The following is a 19,924-nucleotide window of genomic DNA, read 5'->3' as shown; positions in this document are numbered from 1 at the left end:
GGCCCACACCTTATGGTGTGGGCCTTTCTGCGTTTCCGGCTCCCTTTCGGGAGTGCCATCCGTTCCCAGATTCGGCGACTACTCGTAGCGAATTACAGGCGTCCCGCTGCCTTCAAGGCCAAGTAGGCGTCCGCCAAAGCCGGCGCCAGGTTCTCCGGGGTCGCGTCCACCACCGTGACACCGTGCCGACGGAGTTGTTCGGCTGTGCGGTGGCGGTCCGATTGGGCCTGGGCCGCTGCTGCCGCCTCGTAGACGGCGTTCGTGGTGCCTCGTGAATTCGCCATGCGGGCGATATGCGGGTCGGAGACGGAAGCCAGCAGGACCGTGTGGCGCTGGGTGAGGCGGGACAGGACCGGGAGGAGGCCCTCCTCGATGGGGGCCGCGTCCAGGCTCGTCAGCAGGACGATCAAGGCACGGCGGGACGCCGTCCGTAGCGCGGTTGCGGTGAGACCTCGGGCGTCCGTCTCGACGAGCTCCGGTTCGAGCGGGGCCATCGCGTTGACCAAGGAGGGAAGGACGTCGCCCGCCGAGCGCCCCTGGACGAGGGCTCGGACGCGGCGGTCGTAGGCCATGAGGTCCACGCGGTCGCCGGCGCGGGAAGCGAGGGCGGCCAGGAGGAGGGCGGCGTCCATCGAGGCGTCGAGGCGGGGGATGTCGCCCACACGCCCCGCCGAAGTCCGGCCCGTGTCCAGGACGAGCAGGATGTGACGGTCGCGTTCGGGGCGCCAGGTGCGTACCGCCACCGCGGACTGGCGGGCCGTGGCGCGCCAGTCGATCGAGCGGGTGTCGTCGCCGGGGATGTACTCGCGGAGGCTGTCGAACTCGGTGCCCTCGCCCCGCGTCAGGACGCTGGTGCGACCGTCCAGTTCGCGGAGACGGGCCAGCTTGGACGGCAGATGCTTGCGGCTCGTGAACGGAGGAAGGACCCGCACGGTCCAGGGGACCTCGTGGCCGGCCTGGCGGGTGAACAGGCCCAGAGGACCGTAGGAGCGGATCGTGACCCTGTCGGCCCGGCGGTCGCCACGGCGCGTGGGGCGCAGCCGAGTCGTGACACGGCGTCGTTCGCCCGCGGGCACGGTGAGCCGGTGGCGGGAGGCGGCCACTTCGCTGCCGGGCAGCCAACTGCTCGGCGGCCAGGCGTCACGGAGGTGGGCGCGCAAGGGGCGCTTGGAGGGATTGGTGACCGTCAGTGTGACCTCTGCGGTTTCGCCGAGGCGCGCTGAGGTGTCCCCGGAGCGCGTGAGGCCCAGACGGCGCACGGGGGCGGCCAGGGCGTAGTCGCAGACGCACGCCAGGGCCAGCGGGGCGTTCACCGCGAGGATGCCCGTCCAGCTGGGCTCCCAGATGCCCACCGGGAGGGTGCCGAGGGCCGCGAGGAGCGCGGCGCGTCCGGTCGGGGCCATCAGCGGGGAACGGGGACGTGGGCGAGGATCGCGTTGATGACCGAGTCGGCCGTCACGCCTTCCATCTCCGCCTCCGGGCGGAGCTGGACGCGGTGGCGGAGGGTCGGGAGCGCGAGCGCCTTGACGTCGTCCGGGATGACGTAGTCGCGGCCCGTCAGCCAGGCCCAGGCGCGGGACGCCGCGAGGAGGGCCGTGGCGCCTCGGGGAGAGACACCCAGGGTGAGGGACGGCGACTCGCGCGTGGCGCGGCAGATGTCGACGACGTAGGCGGTGATCTCGGGGGAGACGGTCGTCTTGGCCACGGCGGCGCGAGCGGCTTCGAGGTCGGCGGCGTTCGCTACGGGGCGTACGCCGGCGGCGCGCAGGTCGCGAGGGTTGAAGCCTGCGGCGTGACGGGTGAGGACGTCGATCTCGTCCTGGCGGGACGGGAGCGGAACCGTCAGCTTGAGCAGGAAACGGTCCAGCTGCGCTTCGGGGAGGGGATAGGTGCCCTCGTACTCGACCGGGTTCTGGGTCGCGGCGACCAGGAACGGGTCGGGGAGGGGGCGCGGAGTGCCGTCGACCGTGACCTGGCGTTCCTCCATGGCCTCCAGGAGGGAGGACTGGGTCTTGGGCGGGGTGCGGTTGATCTCGTCCGCGAGGAGGAGGTTGGTGAAGACCGGGCCGGGCTGGAAGGAGAACTCGGCGGTGCGGGTGTCGTAGACGAGGGAGCCGGTGACGTCGCTCGGCATCAGGTCCGGGGTGAACTGGACGCGCTTGGTGTCCAACTCCAGTGCGGACGCGAGGGCGCGGACGAGCAACGTTTTGGCCACTCCAGGGACTCCTTCCAGTAGGACGTGCCCGCGGCAGAGGAGGGCGACGACGAGGCCGGTCACGGCGGGGTCCTGGCCGACCACGGCTTTGGCGATCTCGGCGCGCAGGGCCTCCAGGGAGGCGCGGGCGGAGCCCGGGTCCCCGGTGGTCCCGGCGTTGTCAGTGGTCGGGTCCATCATGAACGGCGTACCTCTCTTTCGAGGGCGTCGAGTTGGTCGGTGAGGGCGATGAGGGCCGTGTCGTCGCTGGGGGGCGGGCCGAAGAGGAGGGAGTGCAGGGTCTGTCCGTCGCCGTGGAGGTGGGCGGACAGAGCGGGGAGCAGGGCCTCGGGCGCGTGCGCCCGGGAGACGGGGACACCCACGAGAGGGGCGAGGCGCGTGCGGGTGGTGGAGCGAAGAGCGGCGGCCGCGCGGTCGCGGGCGTCGGCCTTGCGGTAGAGGCGGGCGCGGCCTTCGACGGTCTCGGAGGCGCGGATCGCGACGGGGAGTTTCTCGGGCACCAGGGGGCCCAGTCGGCGTGCCCGCCAGAGGGCGGCGATCAGACCCGCGAGGAACAGTTGCAGGGTGCCCCAGAGCCAGCCCGAGGGGAGCAGGTCGAAGAAGCTGCGGTCGCCGGTGTCGCCGGCGGAGTCGTCGGAGAGAGAGGGGAGGTACCAGACCAGATGGGGGCGCGAGCCGAGGAGTTGAAGGGCGAGGGAGGCGTTGCCCTGCTCGTCGAGGCGGTCGTTGTAGAGGATGTCGGGGGCGCCGATGACGACGGTGTCGCCGCTCCCTTCGGCCGCCGGGAGGCGTACGAGGCTGGGCAGACCGCTCTCGGGGTAGCAGGTGTCGGCGTCGCGGGTGGTGACCTGGTAGCGGACGCCGCCGAGGTCGGCGGTGCCCGCACGGCGGGCGGCGGGCAGGTCGCAGCGGGGCGCGAGTGTGGAGTCGAAGCTCGAGGCGGGGTCGGCGCTGACGCCGGGGGCGAGGGTGCCCACGGACGGGGTGTCGGGGGCGACGAGGACCGTACGGCCGCCGGATGTGGCGGTCGCCGTGCGCAGGCGGCGCTGCTGGGACTCGGTGAGCAGGTCCGGGACGGCGATCAGGAGAGTCGTGTCGGGGGCCGCGGCGGCGGTCGCCTCGTCGAGAGTGGTGACGACACGCGTGGACACGCCGTTGTCGTCGAGCAGTTGCTCGATCGCGCGGCTGCCGTCGGGGTCGGCGGAGCGCGGGTCGAGGCGGCCGTGCTCGGCGCCGGAGCGGACGACCGCGATGACGATCGCCGCGGTCAGGAGGATCACGAAGGCGATGACGACACCCCGCGCGTGACCCCACAGCTGACGGGCGGTGGGCGAGGCCGAGGTGTTCGGGAGCGTGGCCTCGGTGGTCATTGGGCGGCCCCCTGGTGGCTGTGGTGGGCCGTGCTCGTCGTGCTGTCGGCGTTGCTGCCGGTCAGGGCGGGCTTGGCGCGCTCCAGGTCGTCGTCGAGGGCGGCGAGGTGGCGGTACGTTCCTTCGGCCGCGGCTCGGCCGCCGTACGTGACGTCGTCGAAATCCCGGGCGGCGGTGCTGAGTCGGTCCGCGTGGGCGGGAAGCACCCGGCCCGCCTCGGAGGCGGCCTCGTCGGCGGTGCGGCCCGGGCGCAGATCGAGGAGCGCGCGTTCCTCCAGGGAGCGGACCACCGCGCGCATGCGTTCCTGGACGGCCTGGTTCCAGTGGTGGCCCTGGGCGGCGTGTGCCTCGGCTGCCGCGCGGTGTTCGGCGGCGCTGCGGGGGCGGTCGTCGAAGAGTCGGGCGGAGGAGACGGGGGTGCGGTGCGGGGTCCCGAGGCGCCACCACAGGGCGCCGACGAGGGCCAGGACGGCCAGGGCGATGACGACGAGGCCGATCGCGCCGCCGGGGGTGGCGGCGGAGGCCGTGCCGAACAGCTTGCCGATCCAGTCCCAGAAGGCGTCCATGGCGCGCTCGTACCAACTGGGGTCGTTCTCGTGGTACATGCCCTTGGACAGCTCGCGCCGGGCCGCCTCCCGCGCGGGGTCGCGCGGGAGGGTGACCGGTGGTTCCTCCGCCGAGCGCCAGCCGATGGGGACGGCGGTCAGAACTCCCCCCGAGAGTCTCACCGCATCAGCTCCCGGGAGTGGCGGTGGAGGCGTTGCCGCCGTAGTCCTGGACGCCGGCGGCGCGGGCCAGTTCGAGGTCGAGGGCCTCGCGGCGGATGCGCTGGTCGATGTAGAGGAGCACGGTGACTCCGGCGCTGATCGGGAAGGTGATCGTGGAGCCGATGATCGAGCCGACGCCGCTGATGACGAGGTACGTCCAGCCCAATTCGGCGCCGCCGGTGAGGAGGCCGGAGAAGCCCTCCCCGTCCAGGGCCGTGCCGAGGACGGCGAAGGGGATCACGACGATCGAGGCCACGACATAGGCGATGATCCCGGCCAGCAGCTGGATGCCGAGGACACGCCACCAGGAGCCGCGCACCAGCTTGACGGAGCGGCCCAGGGACTTGCGGACGCCCTGCTTCTCCAGCATCAGCGCGGGCGAGGCGAGCGAGAAGCGGATCACCAGCCACACGGTGAGGACGAAGCCGCCGAGTCCGCCGAACACGGCGAGGACCACACCGGCGCCGTCCGCGCCACCGGCGATCAGGAGGATGCCGGGCAGGACGCCGACGGTCATGACCACCACGGCGATCAGGGGCAGCAGGAGGGTGAGGCCGCCCAGCCTGAGGAGTTGCGGGCGGGCGTCCCGCCAGGCCTCGCCGGTGGTCACCTTCTTGCCGAGGACGGCTCGGCTGGTCACGGTCGTGAGCAGGGCCGTCGCGATGATGGTGCCGAGCAGGGAGATCACCAGGACGGCGGAGGTGCTCAGCAGGGTCTCGCCGAGGGCGCGGCTCAGTTCGCCGGGAGTGGCGGTGGGGTCGTTGAGGACGTCGGCGTTCGCGGCGTCGTTGAGGACGAGGCCCTGGAGCAGGATGACCGCGATCTGGGTGACGACGGCGACGGTCAGGGAGATGCCGAGGACCGTGCGCCAGTGGGTGCGCATGGTGGACACCGCGCCGTCGAGGATCTCCCCGACGCCGAGGGGGCGCAGCGGGATCACACCGGGCTTGGCCGCGGGCGGGGGGCCGCCCCAGCCGCCGCCCCAGCCGGGGGCACCGTGGCCGGGATGGCCGCCGGGGGCTCCGTAGGCGCCGGGCGGGCCGTAGCCGCCGGGGCCGGGGTACGGGCCGCCCGGGTGGCCGCCCCAGCCCGGGGTGGGCTGCGGTGGTGGCGGGGCCTGGCCGGGGCCCTGCGGGCTCGGGTTGCTCCACTGGGCGGGCGGGGGCTGCTCCTTGGACCACTTGGACGGCGGCTGCGCCTGGTCCGCGCCGCTCTGGTCGGCCGGCTGCGGGGTGTCCTGCCGGCCCGCGTCCTGACCGTCCGAGGGGGTCGATCCGGGCGAGGCCCAGCCCGGAGTGTCCTTCATCGTCGCTCCTTCACGGTGCTCGTCCGCGGTCGCGGCGGCAGGTTGGCGCCCATCGTGCCACGCGGTGTCCGGGAAGGGACGGGGGGCTGTATGGGCTGCGCACCTTCAATTGTCCGTCGGATACGGGGCAGACTGGCCGCATGGCTGATCAGTACGCGCGAACCGGCGACGACACCCGGCCGACCGAGACCCCTGCGATCCGATGGGAGGAGCCACCCGAAGGCCCCGTCGTGGTCCTGCTGGACCAGACGAGACTGCCGGCCGAGGAGGTCGAGCTGGTGTGCACGGACGCGTCCGCGCTGGTCGAGGCGATACGGTCGCTCGCCGTGCGTGGGGCGCCGCTGCTGGGCATCGCCGGGGCGTACGGCGTCGCGCTCGCCGCCGCACGGGGCTTCGCCGTGGAGGAGGCCGCCGAGGCGCTGGCCGGTGCTCGGCCGACCGCGGTGAACCTGTCTGGCGGAGTGCGGCGCGCGCAGGGCGCGTACCGGGCCGAGCTCGGCCGGACCGGTGACCAGGAACTGGCCGCGGGTGCCGCGCTCGCCGCAGCGCGGGCGTTGCACCGGGAGGACGCCGAGGCCAGCGCCCGGATGGCGGGGCACGGGCTGGCCCTGCTCGACGAGCTCCTGCCGGGCGGCGGGCACCGGGTGCTCACGCACTGCAACACCGGGGCGCTGGTGTCGGGCGGTGAGGGCACGGCGTTCGCGGTGGCGCTGGCGGCGCACCGGGTGGGGCGGCTGCGCAGACTGTGGGTCGACGAGACACGGCCCCTGTTGCAGGGCGCCCGGCTCACGGCGTACGAGGCGGCGCGCAACGGGATGGCGTACACCTTGCTCACGGACAACGCGGCGGGCTCGCTGTTCGCGGCCGGGGAGGTCGACGCGGTGCTGGTGGGGGCCGACCGGATCGCCGCCGACGGTTCGGTGGCGAACAAGGTGGGGACCTATCCGCTCGCGGTGCTCGCCCGGTACCACCATGTGCCGTTCATCGTGGTGGCGCCGGTCACGACCGTGGACCCGGACACCCCGGACGGGGCGTCCATCGAGGTGGAGCAGCGCGCCGGGCATGAGGTGACGGAGATCACAGCGCCTCAGGTGCCGGTGGCGGGAGCGGAGGCGGGAGGCGGTATCCCGGTGGCACCCCTGGGGACCCAGGCGTACAACCCGGCATTCGATGTGACACCGCCGGAGTTGGTGACGGCGATCGTCACCGAGGAGGGGGCTGTGTCGCCGGTGACGGCTGGTGCGCTTGCGGAGCTGTGTGGCAGGTCACGACAGGTAACGATTTAGTTAATGGGATGATGTCGTTTATGAAGGGACGAGTCCTTGTCGTCGACGACGACACCGCACTGGCCGAGATGCTCGGCATCGTGCTGCGTGGTGAAGGTTTTGAGCCGTCTTTCGTAGCCGACGGCGACAAGGCGCTGGCCGCGTTCCGTGAGGTCAAACCGGATCTGGTGCTGCTCGATCTGATGCTGCCGGGCCGGGACGGGATCGAGGTGTGCCGCCTGATCAGGGCGGAGTCCGGGGTGCCGATCGTGATGCTCACGGCGAAGAGCGACACCGTCGATGTGGTCGTGGGCCTGGAGTCGGGCGCGGACGACTACATCGTGAAGCCGTTCAAGCCGAAGGAGCTGGTGGCCCGGATCCGGGCGCGGCTGCGGAGGTCGGAGGAGCCGGCGCCGGAGCAGCTCGCCATAGGGGACCTGGTCATCGACGTGGCGGGGCACTCCGTGAAGCGGGAAGGGCAGTCGATCGCGCTGACGCCGCTGGAGTTCGATCTTCTGGTGGCGCTGGCGCGGAAGCCGTGGCAGGTGTTCACTCGAGAGGTCCTGCTGGAGCAGGTCTGGGGGTACCGCCATGCGGCGGACACCCGTCTGGTGAATGTTCATGTGCAGCGGCTGCGTTCCAAGGTCGAGAAGGACCCGGAGCGGCCGGAGATCGTGGTGACTGTCCGTGGTGTCGGATACAAGGCAGGATCCAGCTGACATGCCCGGGGACAGCGCCGCTTCGGCGCCCGGCCGGTCCGGGACCCGCACGGAGCGGCCTGTCGGCCGGAAGACGTCGGGTTCCCGCTGGGGGCGGTTTCTCGAGGGCGGGCTGCTCCAGGGCCAGGGCAGCCTGGTCCTGAGGCTCTTCATGCGCTGGGCGCGCCGTCCACTGCTGCCCGTGATGCGGCTGTGGCGGCGCAACATCCAGCTCAGGATCGTGGTCACGACCCTGCTGATGTCGCTCAGCGTGGTGCTTCTGCTGGGCTTCGTCGTCATCGGCCAGGTGCGCAACGGGCTGCTGGACGCCAAGGTCAAGGCCTCGCAGAGCCAGGCCACGGGCGGGTTCACGGTGGCCCAGCAGCGAGCCGACAGCGCGGCGAGCGCGGGGAACGAGAGCACCGATAACGGCGACCGCGGGCAGAACGTCGTCGAGTGGATGACCAACCTGGTGAAATCGCTGTCCAGCGGCGGCCAGGGAGCGTTCGACGTCGTGACGCTCAGCCCGGCCTCGGGGGGCGGCGAGACCGGTGGACTCGCACCGCGTGCCTCCGGTGGAGTGGCCTGGGACCTCAGCGTGCCCGTGGAGCTGCGCGACCGCGTCGACGACGGCACCAGCGCCGTCCAGAGCTACACGCGGATCTTCTACACCAACGGCCAGGAGTCGCAGCCGGCGCTGATCATCGGCAAGCGGGTCAACGACCCGAACGGCGGGCCGTACCAGCTGTACTACCTCTTCCCGCTCACCCAGGAGGAGAAGTCCCTCAGCCTGGTCAAGGGCACGCTGGCGACGGCGGGGCTGTTCGTCGTCGTCCTGCTCGGGGCCATCGCCTGGCTCGTGGTGCGCCAGGTCGTCACGCCCGTGCGGATGGCGGCGGGGGTCGCCGAGCGGTTGTCCGCCGGGCGCCTGCAGGAGCGGATGAAGGTCAGCGGCGAGGACGACATCGCGCGTCTCGGTGAGGCCTTCAACAAGATGGCGCAGAACCTGCAGCTGAAGATCAGCCAGCTGGAGGACCTGTCGCGGATGCAGCGGCGGTTCGTCTCCGACGTGTCGCACGAGCTGCGCACCCCGCTGACGACCGTACGGATGGCGGCCGACGTCATCCATGACGCGCGCGTGGACTTCGACCCGGTGACCGCACGGTCGGCCGAGCTGCTCGCCGACCAGCTGGACCGGTTCGAGTCGCTGCTCGCGGACCTGCTGGAGATCAGCAGGTTCGACGCGGGCGCGGCGGCCCTGGAGGCCGAGCCGATAGACCTGCGCGAGGTCGTGCGGAAGGTCGTCAGCGGGGCCCAGCCGCTCGCCGAGCGCAAGGGGACGCGGATACGGGTCCTCGGCGACCAGCAGCCCGTCGTCGCCGAGGCCGACGCCCGGCGGGTCGAGCGGGTGCTGCGGAACCTCGTGGTCAACGCCGTGGAGCACGGCGAGGGCAAGGACGTCGTGGTCAAGCTGGCGGCAGCGGGCGGAGCGGTCGCGGTCGCGGTGCGCGACTACGGCGTGGGGCTCAAGCCGGGCGAGGCCACGCGGGTCTTCAGCCGTTTCTGGCGGGCCGACCCGGCACGCGCGCGTACCACCGGGGGCACGGGACTGGGACTGTCCATCGCCCTGGAGGACGCCCGTCTGCACGGCGGCTGGCTCCAGGCGTGGGGCGAGCCCGGTGGCGGGTCCCAGTTCCGGCTGACCCTGCCGCGGACGGCGGACGAGCCGCTGCGCGGCTCCCCGATACCCCTGGAACCGAAGGACTCCCGGCGCGGCCGCGGTCCCGGCGACGGCGCTGTGCGGCACGGCGGGGGCAAGCTCGCGACGGTGCCGGTGCAGGCGGGGGAGCACGGGGCCACCAGGGCGCCGCTGGGGCCGCTGCCGGGCGGCGGGCAGGCGCCCACGGTCGATCCGACGGCGCTGCCCGGCAACGGCGCGCGCGTGGTGTCCCGACCCGGCGCGTCGCCCACGGCACCGCCCGCCCAACGGAGCGGCGAAGGTGCGGGGCAGGCGGAGGAACGGCTCTCCGAGGTCGGCTCCGAGCAGCAGCAGGAGAAGCAGGGGGAGGCATTCCGTGGGCGCTGACCGCGCGAAACGCGGCCGTGGGCGTCCGGTGCGGGCGACGGTTTACGTCGGCATCGGTGCCGTACTGCTGGCGGGGTGCGCCTCGATGCCGGACAGCGGGGACATGCGCGACGTCGAGTCGACCCCGCGGCAGGACACGCAGGTGCGGGTCTTCGCGCTGCTGCCCGCCGAGGACGCCCGGCCCCAGGAGATCGTGCAGGGCTTCCTGGAGGCCCTCACCAGTGACGACCCCAACTACGAGACGGCCCGCAAGTACCTGACCGGTGGCGCGCTGAAGACCTGGGACCCGGGCATGTCGACCATGGTCCTCGACGAGGCGCCGACCGCGTTCACGAAGGTCACCGGGAGTGAGCCGGACAGCACCTCGTACCGGTACGAGCTGGTCGGCGAGAAGGTCGCCCGCGTGGACGGGCAGCACGCGTACACGCCGGTCAGCGGCGAGTACGAGGAGACCGTGCACCTCACGAAGGTGAAGGTGAAGGACAAGCAGCAGTGGCGCATCGACAAGCTGCCGCAGGGCGTGGTGCTCGGCAGGTCCGACTTCGAGCGCAACTACAAGTCGATCAACAAGTACTACTTCACCTCCGCCGCGCAGTCCGGTGAGGCGGGTCGGGTCGCCGACCCGGTGTACGTGCGCAGCCAGGTCGACCCGGTGACGCAGATCGTGCGGGACCTGCTGAACGGCCCCACCCGCTGGCTGAACTGGGTCGCGCGGACCAGCTTCCCCTCGGGTACGGCGCTGCGGAAGGGCACCGCTCATCTGACGCCCGACGAGCAGAACAGGCTGGTCGTGCCACTCAACGCGAAGGCCGACCGGGTCTCGGCGAGCCGGTGCCAGGAGATGGCCGCGCAGCTGCTGTTCACGCTGAAGGACTACATGCCCAACGGCATCGACGAGGTGGAGCTGCAGGGGTCGACCGGGGCGCAGCTGTGTGCGTTCCGGGAGGACGGGACCGACACCGACGCGGCGAACCGGCCCGGCAAGGGCATCACGTACGAGTACTTCATCGACGGCGAGCATCGGCTCGTCCGGCTGTCCGGTAAGGAGAGCACGCCGACTCCGGTGCCGGGCGACCTCGGTGAGGGGGTGAAGCAGCTGCGGTCGGCCGCCGTGTCGCGCGACCAGGAGCGGGCGGCCGGGGTGTCGGCCGACGGGAGCGAGCTGTACGTGGCGCCGCTGACATCGGACGGCGCCATCGGTGAACCCGTGCTGCGCAGCGCGGGTGCCACCGCCAAGGACCGGCTGACGACGCCGAGTTGGGACGGGCGCGGCGATCTGTGGGTGGCCGACCGCGATCCCAAGAAGCCGCGCCTGCTGGTCCTCGCGGACGGCAAGGGGGAGCCCCTGGAGGTGCGGACGACGGGGCTCGACGGACGTATCGAGGCGGTGCGCGTGGCCGCCGACGGGGTACGGGCGGCGCTGATCGTGGAGAAGGACGGCAAGAGGTCGCTGTCCATCGGGCGGGTCGAGCGGGACGCGGACGCGGACGGCACCACCGTCTCCATCGTCGATCCGCGGTCCGTGACACCGGACCTGGAGGACGTCTCGGCCATGTCGTGGGCCGGTGGGAGCCGGCTCGTGGTGGTCGGCCGGGAGTCCGGTGGCGTGCAGCAGACGCGGTACGTGCAGGTCGACGGCTCCACGTTGCCGGGGCCGGCGCCCTCCGCGCTGACCGGGGTGGAGGAGATCGCGGCGTCCGAGGACGAGAGCCAGCCGCTGGTCGCCCATTCGGCGGACGGCATCGTCCGGCTCGCGCCCGGGGAGCAGTGGCAGACGGTGGTCAAGGAGGGGTCCGCTCCGGTCTATCCGGGGTGAGCCCACGGGGCGCCGGCCGCAGGCAGCCGGCCCCGCTCCGGGGTGTGCTCGGGCTTTCCGCGGCCTGCGCTAACTCGTGTGGGTGACAAGCGTGTTGGTTGTCGGCGCGTTGTCCACAGGGGGTTTTCCACAGGGGTGGCACGGTTTCGCCCACGTTGGCACAGTGGGGGCATGCGGGCGTGGTGGCAGGACCTCACGGATCTGGTGCTGCCAGCCGAGTGCGGAGGCTGCGGGAGGCCTCGCGAGGTGCTCTGCCCGGAGTGCCGCGCCGCCCTGATGGGGGCCGCACCGAGCCGGGTGCGACCGGCGCCGGAACCGGTGGGACTGCCCGAGGTGCACGCGGCGGCCCCGTACGAGGACGCGGTACGGGCGGCGCTGCTCGCCCACAAGGAGAGGGGTGCCCTGGCGCTCGCCGAACCGCTCGGCACGGCCTTGGCGGGGGCCGTACGGGCCGGGCTGGGCGAGGTGTGGGGCGAGGGCGCCGAGGACTTCCCGCCGGGGCGTGGCGCCTCGTCGGGAGGTGACGGGAGACGTTCACGCGGGGACGTGCTGCTCGTTCCGGTGCCGTCCGCGCGGCGGGCGGTGCGGGCGCGCGGCCACGACCCGGCGCGGCGGATCGCGCTCTCGGCGGCCCGGGTGCTACGGCGCGCCGGGACGCCGGCCCGGGTGCTCGCGGTGCTGCGGCAGCGGCGCGCCGTGGCCGATCAAGCGGGGCTGGACGCCCGGCAGCGGCTGGACAACCTCGCGGGCGCCCTGGAGGTGGCCGCCGGGGGCGTCCCGCTGCTCGGCGGTGGCCGGGTCGTGCTCGTCGACGACCTGATGACCACCGGGGCCTCGCTCGCCGAGGCGGCGCGGGCGGTCCGGGCGGCCCACGACAGATGGGTGGTGTCGTCGGCGGCAGACGGGAAAGACGCTGGGCGAACGGGAGAGGAGGCGGTCCGGATCCGAGGCGTCAGGGGAATGCGCGGGGTCGACCATGCAGGTGAGGGGCTGTGCGCGGCGGTGGTCGCCGCGTCGCCGGATGCTTTCCATATAAACCGGAACTGACGACGAACTTGCATCGTTGCAGGTAATGAGAGGGTCAATTCACCTGAACGGAGGTACGTCTCGGTAGAGGGTGACGACATCCGTCCGGGCGAGATATGTTCGGTTGTGAGGGAATGGCCCCGGCCGTTCACCACATATCCGGATGCCGTACTGCGGGATTTCTGCAATCACCCGCAGGGATGGGGTGGAGATCTTGTCCACGGGGGAGGAGGAGGTGGAGTCACCGAGTCCGCGGTTCCGGAAGTAACCGGAACCTGGTGCACAAGGGAGATGCTCCGCCAGTGGAGCGGAGCGATCCGGGAACGGAGTTCTGCGTGGACATCGTCGTCAAGGGCCGCAAGACCGAGGTGCCCGAGCGGTTCCGCAAGCACGTGGCCGAGAAGCTGAAGCTGGAGAAGATCCAGAAGCTCGACGGCAAGGTGATCAGCCTCGACGTCGAGGTGTCCAAGGAGCCCAACCCTCGACAGGCCGACCGCAGTGACCGAGTGGAGATCACGCTCCGCTCCCGCGGACCGGTGATCCGGGCGGAGGCAGCGGCGAGCGATCCGTATGCGGCGCTCGACCTGGCGGCGGACAAGCTCGAGGCCCGGCTGCGCAAGCAGCACGACAAGCGTTACACGCGCAGGGGCGCGCGCAGGCTCACGGCCGCGGAGGTCGCCGACCACGTTCCGGGCGTGGCGACCCTCAACGGCAACGGATATGTCGTCGAGGAGGAGAAGGCCGACGGCGTACCCACCAAGCGGATCGGCTCGCTCGAAGTGAAGGGCGAAGGCCCCCTCGTCGTCCGCGAGAAGACCCACGTCGCGTCCCCGATGAGCCTCGACCAGGCGCTCTACGAGATGGAACTGGTCGGGCACGACTTCTATCTGTTCGTCGACTCCGAGACCAAGGAACCGAGCGTCGTCTACCGTCGGCACGCCTACGACTACGGTGTCATCCACCTCAGCACGGACCCGATGGTCGCAGAGGCGCACTCGAACGCCGCGGGCGGCACGCTCGGCGGCTGACCACGCCGGGTGACAGCTGAGCCGGTGCCCCTGGAGCGCGCGTGCGCCCCCAGGGGCACCGGCGTGCGACCCCCAGAGGCCCGCTCTGTCACCGCACTGTCGCCCCGGCATGAAATCATGGCCGAACCGGCCCCAACCGGCGGGTCGTTGCCTTGGGTTGGCGATGGCACAGAGACACAGGCCACGGCCTTCAGGGGGAGGAACGATGGCGGACAGCAGCTTCGGACCGATGCGAGACGCGGCGGCCGACGAGGGTTCCGTCGGCATGGGCCCCGCGGGGGGCTCCCGCAAGGAGCCCATCAGGGTCCTTGTCGTCGACGATCACGCGCTCTTCCGCCGCGGTCTGGAGATCGTGCTCGCCGCCGAGGAGGACATCCAGGTCGTCGGCGAGGCCGGCGACGGGGCCGAGGCGGTGGACAAGGCGGCCGACCTGCTCCCCGACATCGTGCTGATGGACGTCCGCATGCCCAAGCGCGGCGGGATCGAGGCGTGCACCTCCATCAAGGAGGTCGCCCCCAGCGCGAAGATCATCATGCTGACGATCAGCGACGAGGAGGCCGACCTCTACGACGCGATCAAGGCCGGGGCGACGGGCTACCTCCTCAAGGAGATCTCCACCGACGAGGTGGCCACGGCGATCCGCGCCGTCGCCGACGGGCAGTCGCAGATCAGCCCGTCCATGGCGTCGAAGCTGCTCACCGAGTTCAAGTCGATGATCCAGCGGACCGACGAGCGCCGACTCGTGCCGGCGCCGCGGCTGACGGACCGGGAGCTGGAAGTCCTCAAGCTCGTGGCCACCGGGATGAACAACCGGGACATCGCCAAGGAGTTGTTCATCTCCGAGAACACCGTGAAGAACCACGTGCGGAACATCCTGGAGAAGCTGCAACTGCACTCCAGGATGGAGGCCGTGGTGTACGCGATGCGGGAGAAGATCCTCGAGATCCGCTGACCCCGGGGTCAGGCCAGGGCGCGGGTGAGTTCCCCGACCAGCCGGTCGCGGAGCTCGGGGGCGTCCACGCGCTCCACGCGGACGTTCGTGCAGTCCACCCAGCTCGCCGCCTCCAGCAGGGCCTGGGCGACCGCCGGGACCGCCTTCGGGCCGTTCAGAGTGACCTGCTTGGCGACCAGGGTGCGGCCGTCGCGGGCCGGGTCGACACGACCCACGAGGTGGCCGCCGGCCAGGACCGGCATCGCGAAGTAGCCGTACACCCGCTTCTGTTTGGGGACATAGGCCTCCAGACGGTGGGTGAAGCCGAAGACGCGTTCCGTGCGGGCCCGTTCCCAGATCAGGGAGTCGAAGGGGGACAGGAGCGTCGTGCGGTGGCGGCCGCGCGCAGGCGTGGCCAGGGCCGCAGGATCGGCCCACGCGGGCTTGGACCACCCCTCTACCGTCACCGGGACCAGGCCCGAGTCGGCGACCACCGCGTCGAACTGCTCGCCCTTGAGGCGGTGGTAGTCGGCGATGTCCGCGCGCGTGCCCACACCGAGGGCCTCGCCGGCCAGGCGGACCAGTCGGCGCAGGCACTCGGTGTCGTCCAGCTCGTCATGGAGCAGTTCCGTGGGCACGGCGCGCTCGGCGAGGTCGTACACCCGCTTCCAGCCGCGGCGCTCCACACAGACCACCTCGCCGTACATCAGGGCCCGTTCGACGGCGACCTTCTCGCCGGACCAGTCCCACCACTCGCTGGTGCGCTTCGCGCCGCCCAGTTCGGTGGCGGTGAGGGGGCCCTCGTCGCGGAGCTGCTTGATGACGCGGTCGTAGGCGCCGTCGGGCAGTTCATGGCCCCACTGGGGGCGGGCGCGGTAGGCGCGGCGGCGGAACGCGAAGTGGGGCCACTCCTCGATGGGGAGGATGCAGGCGGCGTGGGACCAGTACTCGAAGGCGTGCGGGCGCGGCGGGGCGCCGTCGGGGGCGGTGGCCCAGTAGGCCTGGTCGACCGTGGTGCGGCCCATGGCGCCGAGACGGGCGTACGGGACGAGTTCGTGGGACCGGGCGAGGACCGAGATGGTGTCGAGCTGGACCGCGCCCAGGTGGCGGAGCACACCGCGGACGCCGGCCCTGCGGTCGGGGGCGCCGAGGAAACCCTGGGCCCGCAGGGCGATGCGGCGGGCCTCGTCCGCGGTGAGTTCGGTCATGGGGGGCGGCAGGGGTGTCATGGTCCGCAGGGTAGGCCAGGGCACTGACACGCGGGCCTGAGCTGGGAGAACCGGCGGCGAGACGATGGAGGCCGGGCGTCAGCGCGGGGCCGGCAGGTAGGGGGACGTGGAGGGGAGGCCCAGGTCGGAGGGGAGGAGGGAGCCCACCCAGCAGTCGCGGAGGGTGCCGTTGTTGTTGAGGGCGGAGCGGAGGGCGCCCTCCACCGTGAAGCCGGTGTTCTCGGCGACCGCGCGGGACGCGGTGTTGCCGACCTCGGCACGCCATTCGAGGCGGTCGACGGCGAGCGCGGTGAACGCCCAGCGGGCGGCGACCCGGGTCGCCTCGGTGATGTAGCCGTTGCGGCGGTGCTCCTTGACCGTCCAGAAGCCGATCTCGGCGGTGCCGAGCGACCGCATGGTGATGCCGAGCATGCCCGTCAGCACCCCGGAGGGAAGGAAGACCCCGAAGGTGAACATGGAGGCGTTGACCCAGCCCTCGGGGACCGCGTGCTCGACGAAGGTCACCGCGTGCTCACGCAGATACGGCGAGGGGATCGTGGTCCAGCGCTGGATGTCCGGGTCCTGCGCGGCGGCGTACACCGTGTCGGTGTCGCGCGCGTCCACGGTGCGCAGCAGCAGGCGCTCGGTGGTCAGGGTGACGGGGTCCATCGGGCGATTGTGCTCGGGGCGGCGGAAGGACGCCATCTCATTTGCGCCCGTTCTGTGATCGGGCCCGTGACGCGGTGCGGACGAGGCCGTCACATTCCGTGCATTTCATGGGCGGAACGCGGCACCATCGACGACGCCCGCCCGTTGTCCTAGTGGCTGTCGGGGCCAGACCTCCCGGCACGGCGGGGTCCTCGCTTACGATGGCCGTTGCTCAAGCTGTGATTTGAATCTGTCATTGAAACCGACCGTCCCAGGCCCGACCGGCAAGGAGACAAACCCCCGTGTCCGTCCTCTCGAAGATCATGCGTGCAGGCGAAGGCAAGATCCTGCGCAAGCTGCACCGCATCGCGGACCAGGTCAACTCCATCGAAGAGGACTTCGTCGACCTCTCCGACGCCGAGCTGCGGGCCCTCACCGATGAGTACAAGCAGCGGTACGCCGACGGTGAGAGCCTGGACGACCTGCTCCCCGAGGCGTTCGCCACCGTCCGCGAGGCCGCCAAGCGCGCCCTCGGCCAGCGTCACTACGACGTGCAGATCATGGGTGGCGCCGCCCTCCACCTCGGCTACGTCGCCGAGATGAAGACCGGTGAGGGCAAGACCCTCGTCGGCACCCTGCCCGCGTACCTGAACGCACTGTCCGGCAAGGGCGTCCACCTCATCACGGTCAACGACTACCTGGCCGAGCGCGACTCCGAGATGATGGGTCGCGTCCACAAGTTCCTGGGCCTGAACGTCGGCTGCATCCTCGCCAACATGACGCCGGCCCAGCGTCGCGAGCAGTACAACTGCGACATCACGTACGGCACGAACAACGAGTTCGGCTTCGACTACCTCCGCGACAACATGGCGTGGTCCAAGGACGAGCTCGTCCAGCGCGGCCACAACTTCGCGATCGTCGACGAGGTCGACTCCATCCTCGTCGACGAGGCCCGTACGCCGCTGATCATCTCCGGCCCCGCCGACCAGGCCACCAAGTGGTACGGCGACTTCGCCAAGCTGGTGACGCGCCTGAAGAAGGGCGAGCCCGGCAACCCCCTCAAGGGCATCGAGGAGACCGGCGACTACGAGGTCGACGAGAAGAAGCGCACGGTCGCCATCCACGAGTCCGGTGTCGCCAAGGTCGAGGACTGGCTGGGCATCGACAACCTCTACGAGTCGGTCAACACGCCGCTGGTGGGCTACCTGAACAACGCCATCAAGGCGAAGGAGCTCTTCAAGAAGGACAAGGACTACGTCGTCATCGACGGCGAGGTCATGATCGTCGACGAGCACACCGGCCGTATCCTCGCCGGCCGCCGCTACAACGAGGGCATGCACCAGGCGATCGAGGCGAAGGAAGGGGTGCCGATCAAGGACGAGAACCAGACGCTCGCCACGATCACCCTCCAGAACTTCTTCCGTCTCTACAAGCGCCACGACCACAACGGCAAGGAGCAGCCCGGCCTGTCCGGCATGACCGGTACGGCCATGACCGAGGCCGCCGAGTTCCACCAGATCTACAAGCTCGGCGTGGTGCCGATCCCGACGAACCGGCCGATGGTCCGCAAGGACCAGTCCGACCTGATCTACCGCACCGAGGTCGCGAAGTTCGAGGCGGTCGTCGACGACATCGTCGAGAAGCACGAGAAGGGCCAGCCGATCCTCGTCGGTACGACGTCGGTCGAGAAGTCCGAGTACCTCTCCCAGCAGCTCAGCAAGCGGGGTGTCCAGCACGAGGTGCTGAACGCCAAGCAGCACGACCGTGAGGCCATCATCGTCGCCCAGGCCGGCCGCAAGGGCGCCGTGACCGTGGCCACCAACATGGCCGGCCGTGGTACGGACATCAAGCTCGGCGGCAACCCCGAGGACCTCGCCGAGGCGGAGCTGCGCCAGCGCGGGCTCGACCCCGAGGAGCACATCGAGGAGTGGGCCGCGGCCCTGCCCGAGGCCCTCGCGAAGGCCGAGGCGGCGGTCAAGGCAGAGAAGGAGGAGGTCGAGGCCCTCGGCGGTCTCTACGTCCTCGGCACCGAGCGGCACGAGTCCCGCCGTATCGACAACCAGTTGCGCGGTCGTTCCGGCCGTCAGGGCGACCCGGGCGAGTCCCGCTTCTACCTCTCCCTCGGTGACGACCTGATGCGCCTGTTCAAGGCCCAGATGGTCGAGCGTGTGATGTCCATGGCGAACGTGCCGGACGACGTGCCGATCGAGAACAAGATGGTCACCCGCGCGATCGCGTCCGCCCAGTCGCAGGTCGAGCAGCAGAACTTCGAGACCCGCAAGAACGTCCTCAAGTACGACGAGGTCCTCAACCGGCAGCGCGAGGTCATCTACGGCGAGCGGCGCCGCGTCCTGGAGGGCGAGGACCTGCACGAGCAGATCCAGCACTTCATGGACGACACGATCGACGCGTACATCGCCGCCGAGACCGCCGAGGGCTTCGCCGAGGAGTGGGACCTCGACCGGCTGTGGGGCGCGTTCAAGCAGCTCTACCCGGTGAAGGTCACCGTCGAGGAACTGGAGGAGGCGGCCGGCGACCGGGCCGGGCTGACCCCCGAGTTCATCGCCGAGTCCATCAAGGACGACATCTACGAGCAGTACCAGGCGCGTGAGGAGCAGCTCGGCTCCGAGATCATGCGTGAGCTGGAGCGCCGGGTGGTCCTCTCCGTCCTGGACCGCAAGTGGCGTGAGCACCTCTACGAGATGGACTACCTCCAGGAGGGCATCGGCCTGCGTGCGATGGCCCAGAAGGACCCGCTGGTCGAGTACCAGCGCGAGGGCTTCGACATGTTCACCGCGATGATGGAGGGCATCAAGGAGGAGTCCGTCGGCTACCTGTTCAACCTGGAGGTCCAGGTCGAGCAGCAGGTCGAGGAGGTCCCGGTCGAGGACGCCAAGCCGTCCCTCGACAAGGGCGACGCGGTGCCGGCCCAGGCCGGTGCGTCGCGGCCGGAGATCCGGGCGAAGGGGCTGGAGGCCCCGCAGCGCCGGGACCGTCTGCACTTCTCCGCGCCGACCGTCGACGGCGAGGGCGGCATCGTCGAGGGCGACCTCCCCGAGGACGAGCCGATCCGCTCCGAGGCCGACGGCCTCACCCGCGCGGAGCGCCGCAAGCAGCAGGGCAGGGCGGGCGGCCGCCGCCGCAAGAAGTAGCGGGCCGCTCCGCGGGGAGCGGCGTGGCACGAGGCCGCGGCGCCGCCCGGCGTACAGGGGGACGGGCGCGGGCCCGTGGCGCCGACGCCGGCGCTTGTGGGCGGTGAGGCGATAGGCCGCAGGCCGTGAGGCAGAGAAGGGCCGGGCATCTTCGGGTGCCCGGCCCTTCTGTGTGCGCGGGTGGGCGTGCGGGTGCGGGTGGTGTGTGGTTTCTCGCGCAGTTCCCCGCGCCCCTGAAGGCTCGGGCCTGCGGCCCGCCTTCAGCGGGACGGCCCGGTAGAGGGGGGTCAGTAGTCCGCGTTGGGGCGCCTCGGGCCGCCCAGTTCCACTGCTGTGCAGCGCCAGCGGTGGTCCGGGCCGTGTTCCAGACGGAAGGCCATGGCGCTGAGGCGGTCGCCCGCGCCGATG

16 protein-coding genes are annotated in these 19,924 nt (G+C 71.3%); 8 read left to right on the top strand and 8 right to left on the bottom strand.

Annotated elements, in window-relative coordinates:
* Positions 1 to 92 precede the first annotated feature (92 nt).
* From SMA5143A_RS41595 to SMA5143A_RS41575, 5 genes are read right to left on the bottom strand one after another with little or no spacing between them, the layout of a single operon-like run.
* Positions 93 to 1,403: a DUF58 domain-containing protein gene (locus SMA5143A_RS41595; RefSeq protein ID WP_107467972.1), complete on the bottom strand. Its 1,311-nt coding sequence runs from the start codon at positions 1,401 to 1,403 to the stop codon at positions 93 to 95.
* Entirely contained in the window at positions 1,403 to 2,392 is a 990-nt protein-coding gene (locus tag SMA5143A_RS41590; protein WP_099964895.1) for an AAA family ATPase, read from the bottom strand. Before SMA5143A_RS41590 ends, SMA5143A_RS41595 begins: the two co-directional genes overlap by 1 nt.
* On the bottom strand, positions 2,392 to 3,585 hold the full coding sequence (locus tag SMA5143A_RS41585) for a DUF4350 domain-containing protein (RefSeq protein ID WP_107467971.1): 1,194 nt from the start codon (positions 3,583 to 3,585) through the stop codon (positions 2,392 to 2,394). Before SMA5143A_RS41585 ends, SMA5143A_RS41590 begins: the two co-directional genes overlap by 1 nt.
* Entirely contained in the window at positions 3,582 to 4,313 is a 732-nt protein-coding gene (locus SMA5143A_RS41580; protein WP_181362281.1) for a DUF4129 domain-containing protein, read from the bottom strand. Before SMA5143A_RS41580 ends, SMA5143A_RS41585 begins: the two co-directional genes overlap by 4 nt.
* 4 nt (positions 4,314 to 4,317) lie before the next feature.
* Positions 4,318 to 5,658: a glycerophosphoryl diester phosphodiesterase membrane domain-containing protein gene (locus tag SMA5143A_RS41575; protein WP_107467970.1), complete on the bottom strand. Its 1,341-nt coding sequence runs from the start codon at positions 5,656 to 5,658 to the stop codon at positions 4,318 to 4,320.
* A 140-nt stretch (positions 5,659 to 5,798) separates the two neighbouring features.
* On the opposite strand from SMA5143A_RS41575, the gene mtnA reads away from it, so the two are divergent.
* The 7 genes from mtnA (at position 5,799) to SMA5143A_RS41535 (ending at position 14,529) form a co-directional block, all read left to right on the top strand.
* Positions 5,799 to 6,944, top strand: coding sequence for an S-methyl-5-thioribose-1-phosphate isomerase (gene mtnA / locus SMA5143A_RS41570; protein WP_107467969.1), 1,146 nt, complete (start codon positions 5,799 to 5,801; stop codon positions 6,942 to 6,944).
* Between the two features lie 8 nt (positions 6,945 to 6,952).
* A complete protein-coding gene (gene mtrA, locus SMA5143A_RS41565; RefSeq protein ID WP_219923655.1) occupies positions 6,953 to 7,642 on the top strand; it encodes a two-component system response regulator MtrA in 690 nt (229 codons plus the stop codon).
* Between the two features lies 1 nt (position 7,643).
* The gene (gene mtrB, locus SMA5143A_RS41560; protein ID WP_107467967.1) at positions 7,644 to 9,707 is read left to right on the top strand and encodes an MtrAB system histidine kinase MtrB; all 2,064 of its coding nucleotides are present in this window, start codon (positions 7,644 to 7,646) and stop codon (positions 9,705 to 9,707) included.
* Positions 9,697 to 11,523 (top strand): LpqB family beta-propeller domain-containing protein, encoded by a 1,827-nt coding sequence (locus SMA5143A_RS41555; protein ID WP_181362280.1) that lies wholly within the window; start codon positions 9,697 to 9,699, stop codon positions 11,521 to 11,523. Before mtrB ends, SMA5143A_RS41555 begins: the two co-directional genes overlap by 11 nt.
* Positions 11,524 to 11,694: 171 nt before the next feature.
* On the top strand, positions 11,695 to 12,570 hold the full coding sequence (locus SMA5143A_RS41550; RefSeq protein WP_107467966.1) for a ComF family protein: 876 nt from the start codon (positions 11,695 to 11,697) through the stop codon (positions 12,568 to 12,570).
* A 314-nt stretch (positions 12,571 to 12,884) separates the two neighbouring features.
* Positions 12,885 to 13,577, top strand: coding sequence for a ribosome hibernation-promoting factor, HPF/YfiA family (gene hpf / locus SMA5143A_RS41540; RefSeq protein ID WP_240501431.1), 693 nt, complete (start codon positions 12,885 to 12,887; stop codon positions 13,575 to 13,577).
* 205 nt (positions 13,578 to 13,782) lie between these two features.
* Entirely contained in the window at positions 13,783 to 14,529 is a 747-nt protein-coding gene (locus SMA5143A_RS41535; RefSeq protein WP_107467964.1) for a response regulator, read from the top strand.
* Between the two features lie 8 nt (positions 14,530 to 14,537).
* On the opposite strand, the gene SMA5143A_RS41530 is transcribed toward SMA5143A_RS41535, so the two are convergent.
* Both SMA5143A_RS41530 and SMA5143A_RS41525 read right to left on the bottom strand, forming a co-directional pair.
* The gene (locus SMA5143A_RS41530; protein WP_107467963.1) at positions 14,538 to 15,737 is read right to left on the bottom strand and encodes a winged helix-turn-helix domain-containing protein; all 1,200 of its coding nucleotides are present in this window, start codon (positions 15,735 to 15,737) and stop codon (positions 14,538 to 14,540) included.
* A gap of 78 nt (positions 15,738 to 15,815) precedes the next feature.
* Positions 15,816 to 16,385, bottom strand: coding sequence for a GNAT family N-acetyltransferase (locus SMA5143A_RS41525; RefSeq protein ID WP_107467973.1), 570 nt, complete (start codon positions 16,383 to 16,385; stop codon positions 15,816 to 15,818).
* A 281-nt stretch (positions 16,386 to 16,666) separates the two neighbouring features.
* Here SMA5143A_RS41525 and secA point away from each other — a divergent pair, with 281 nt between their 5' ends.
* Positions 16,667 to 19,516 carry a preprotein translocase subunit SecA gene (gene secA, locus SMA5143A_RS41520; RefSeq protein ID WP_107467962.1) on the top strand — a complete coding sequence of 950 codons (2,850 nt, stop codon included), beginning with the start codon at positions 16,667 to 16,669 and terminating at the stop codon, positions 19,514 to 19,516.
* A 287-nt stretch (positions 19,517 to 19,803) separates the two neighbouring features.
* Here the strand turns inward: secA and SMA5143A_RS44925 are convergent.
* Positions 19,804 to 19,924 (bottom strand): Rv3235 family protein (locus SMA5143A_RS44925; RefSeq protein WP_375136606.1); only part of this gene is annotated, 121 nt, incomplete at its 5' end.

It is taken from the genome of Streptomyces sp. MA5143a, from assembly GCF_900290235.1.
Taxonomy (GTDB): domain Bacteria; phylum Actinomycetota; class Actinomycetes; order Streptomycetales; family Streptomycetaceae; genus Streptomyces.
The sequence above is the reverse complement of the archived record's forward strand: the minus strand, read 5'-3'. Positions and strand labels throughout refer to the sequence as shown.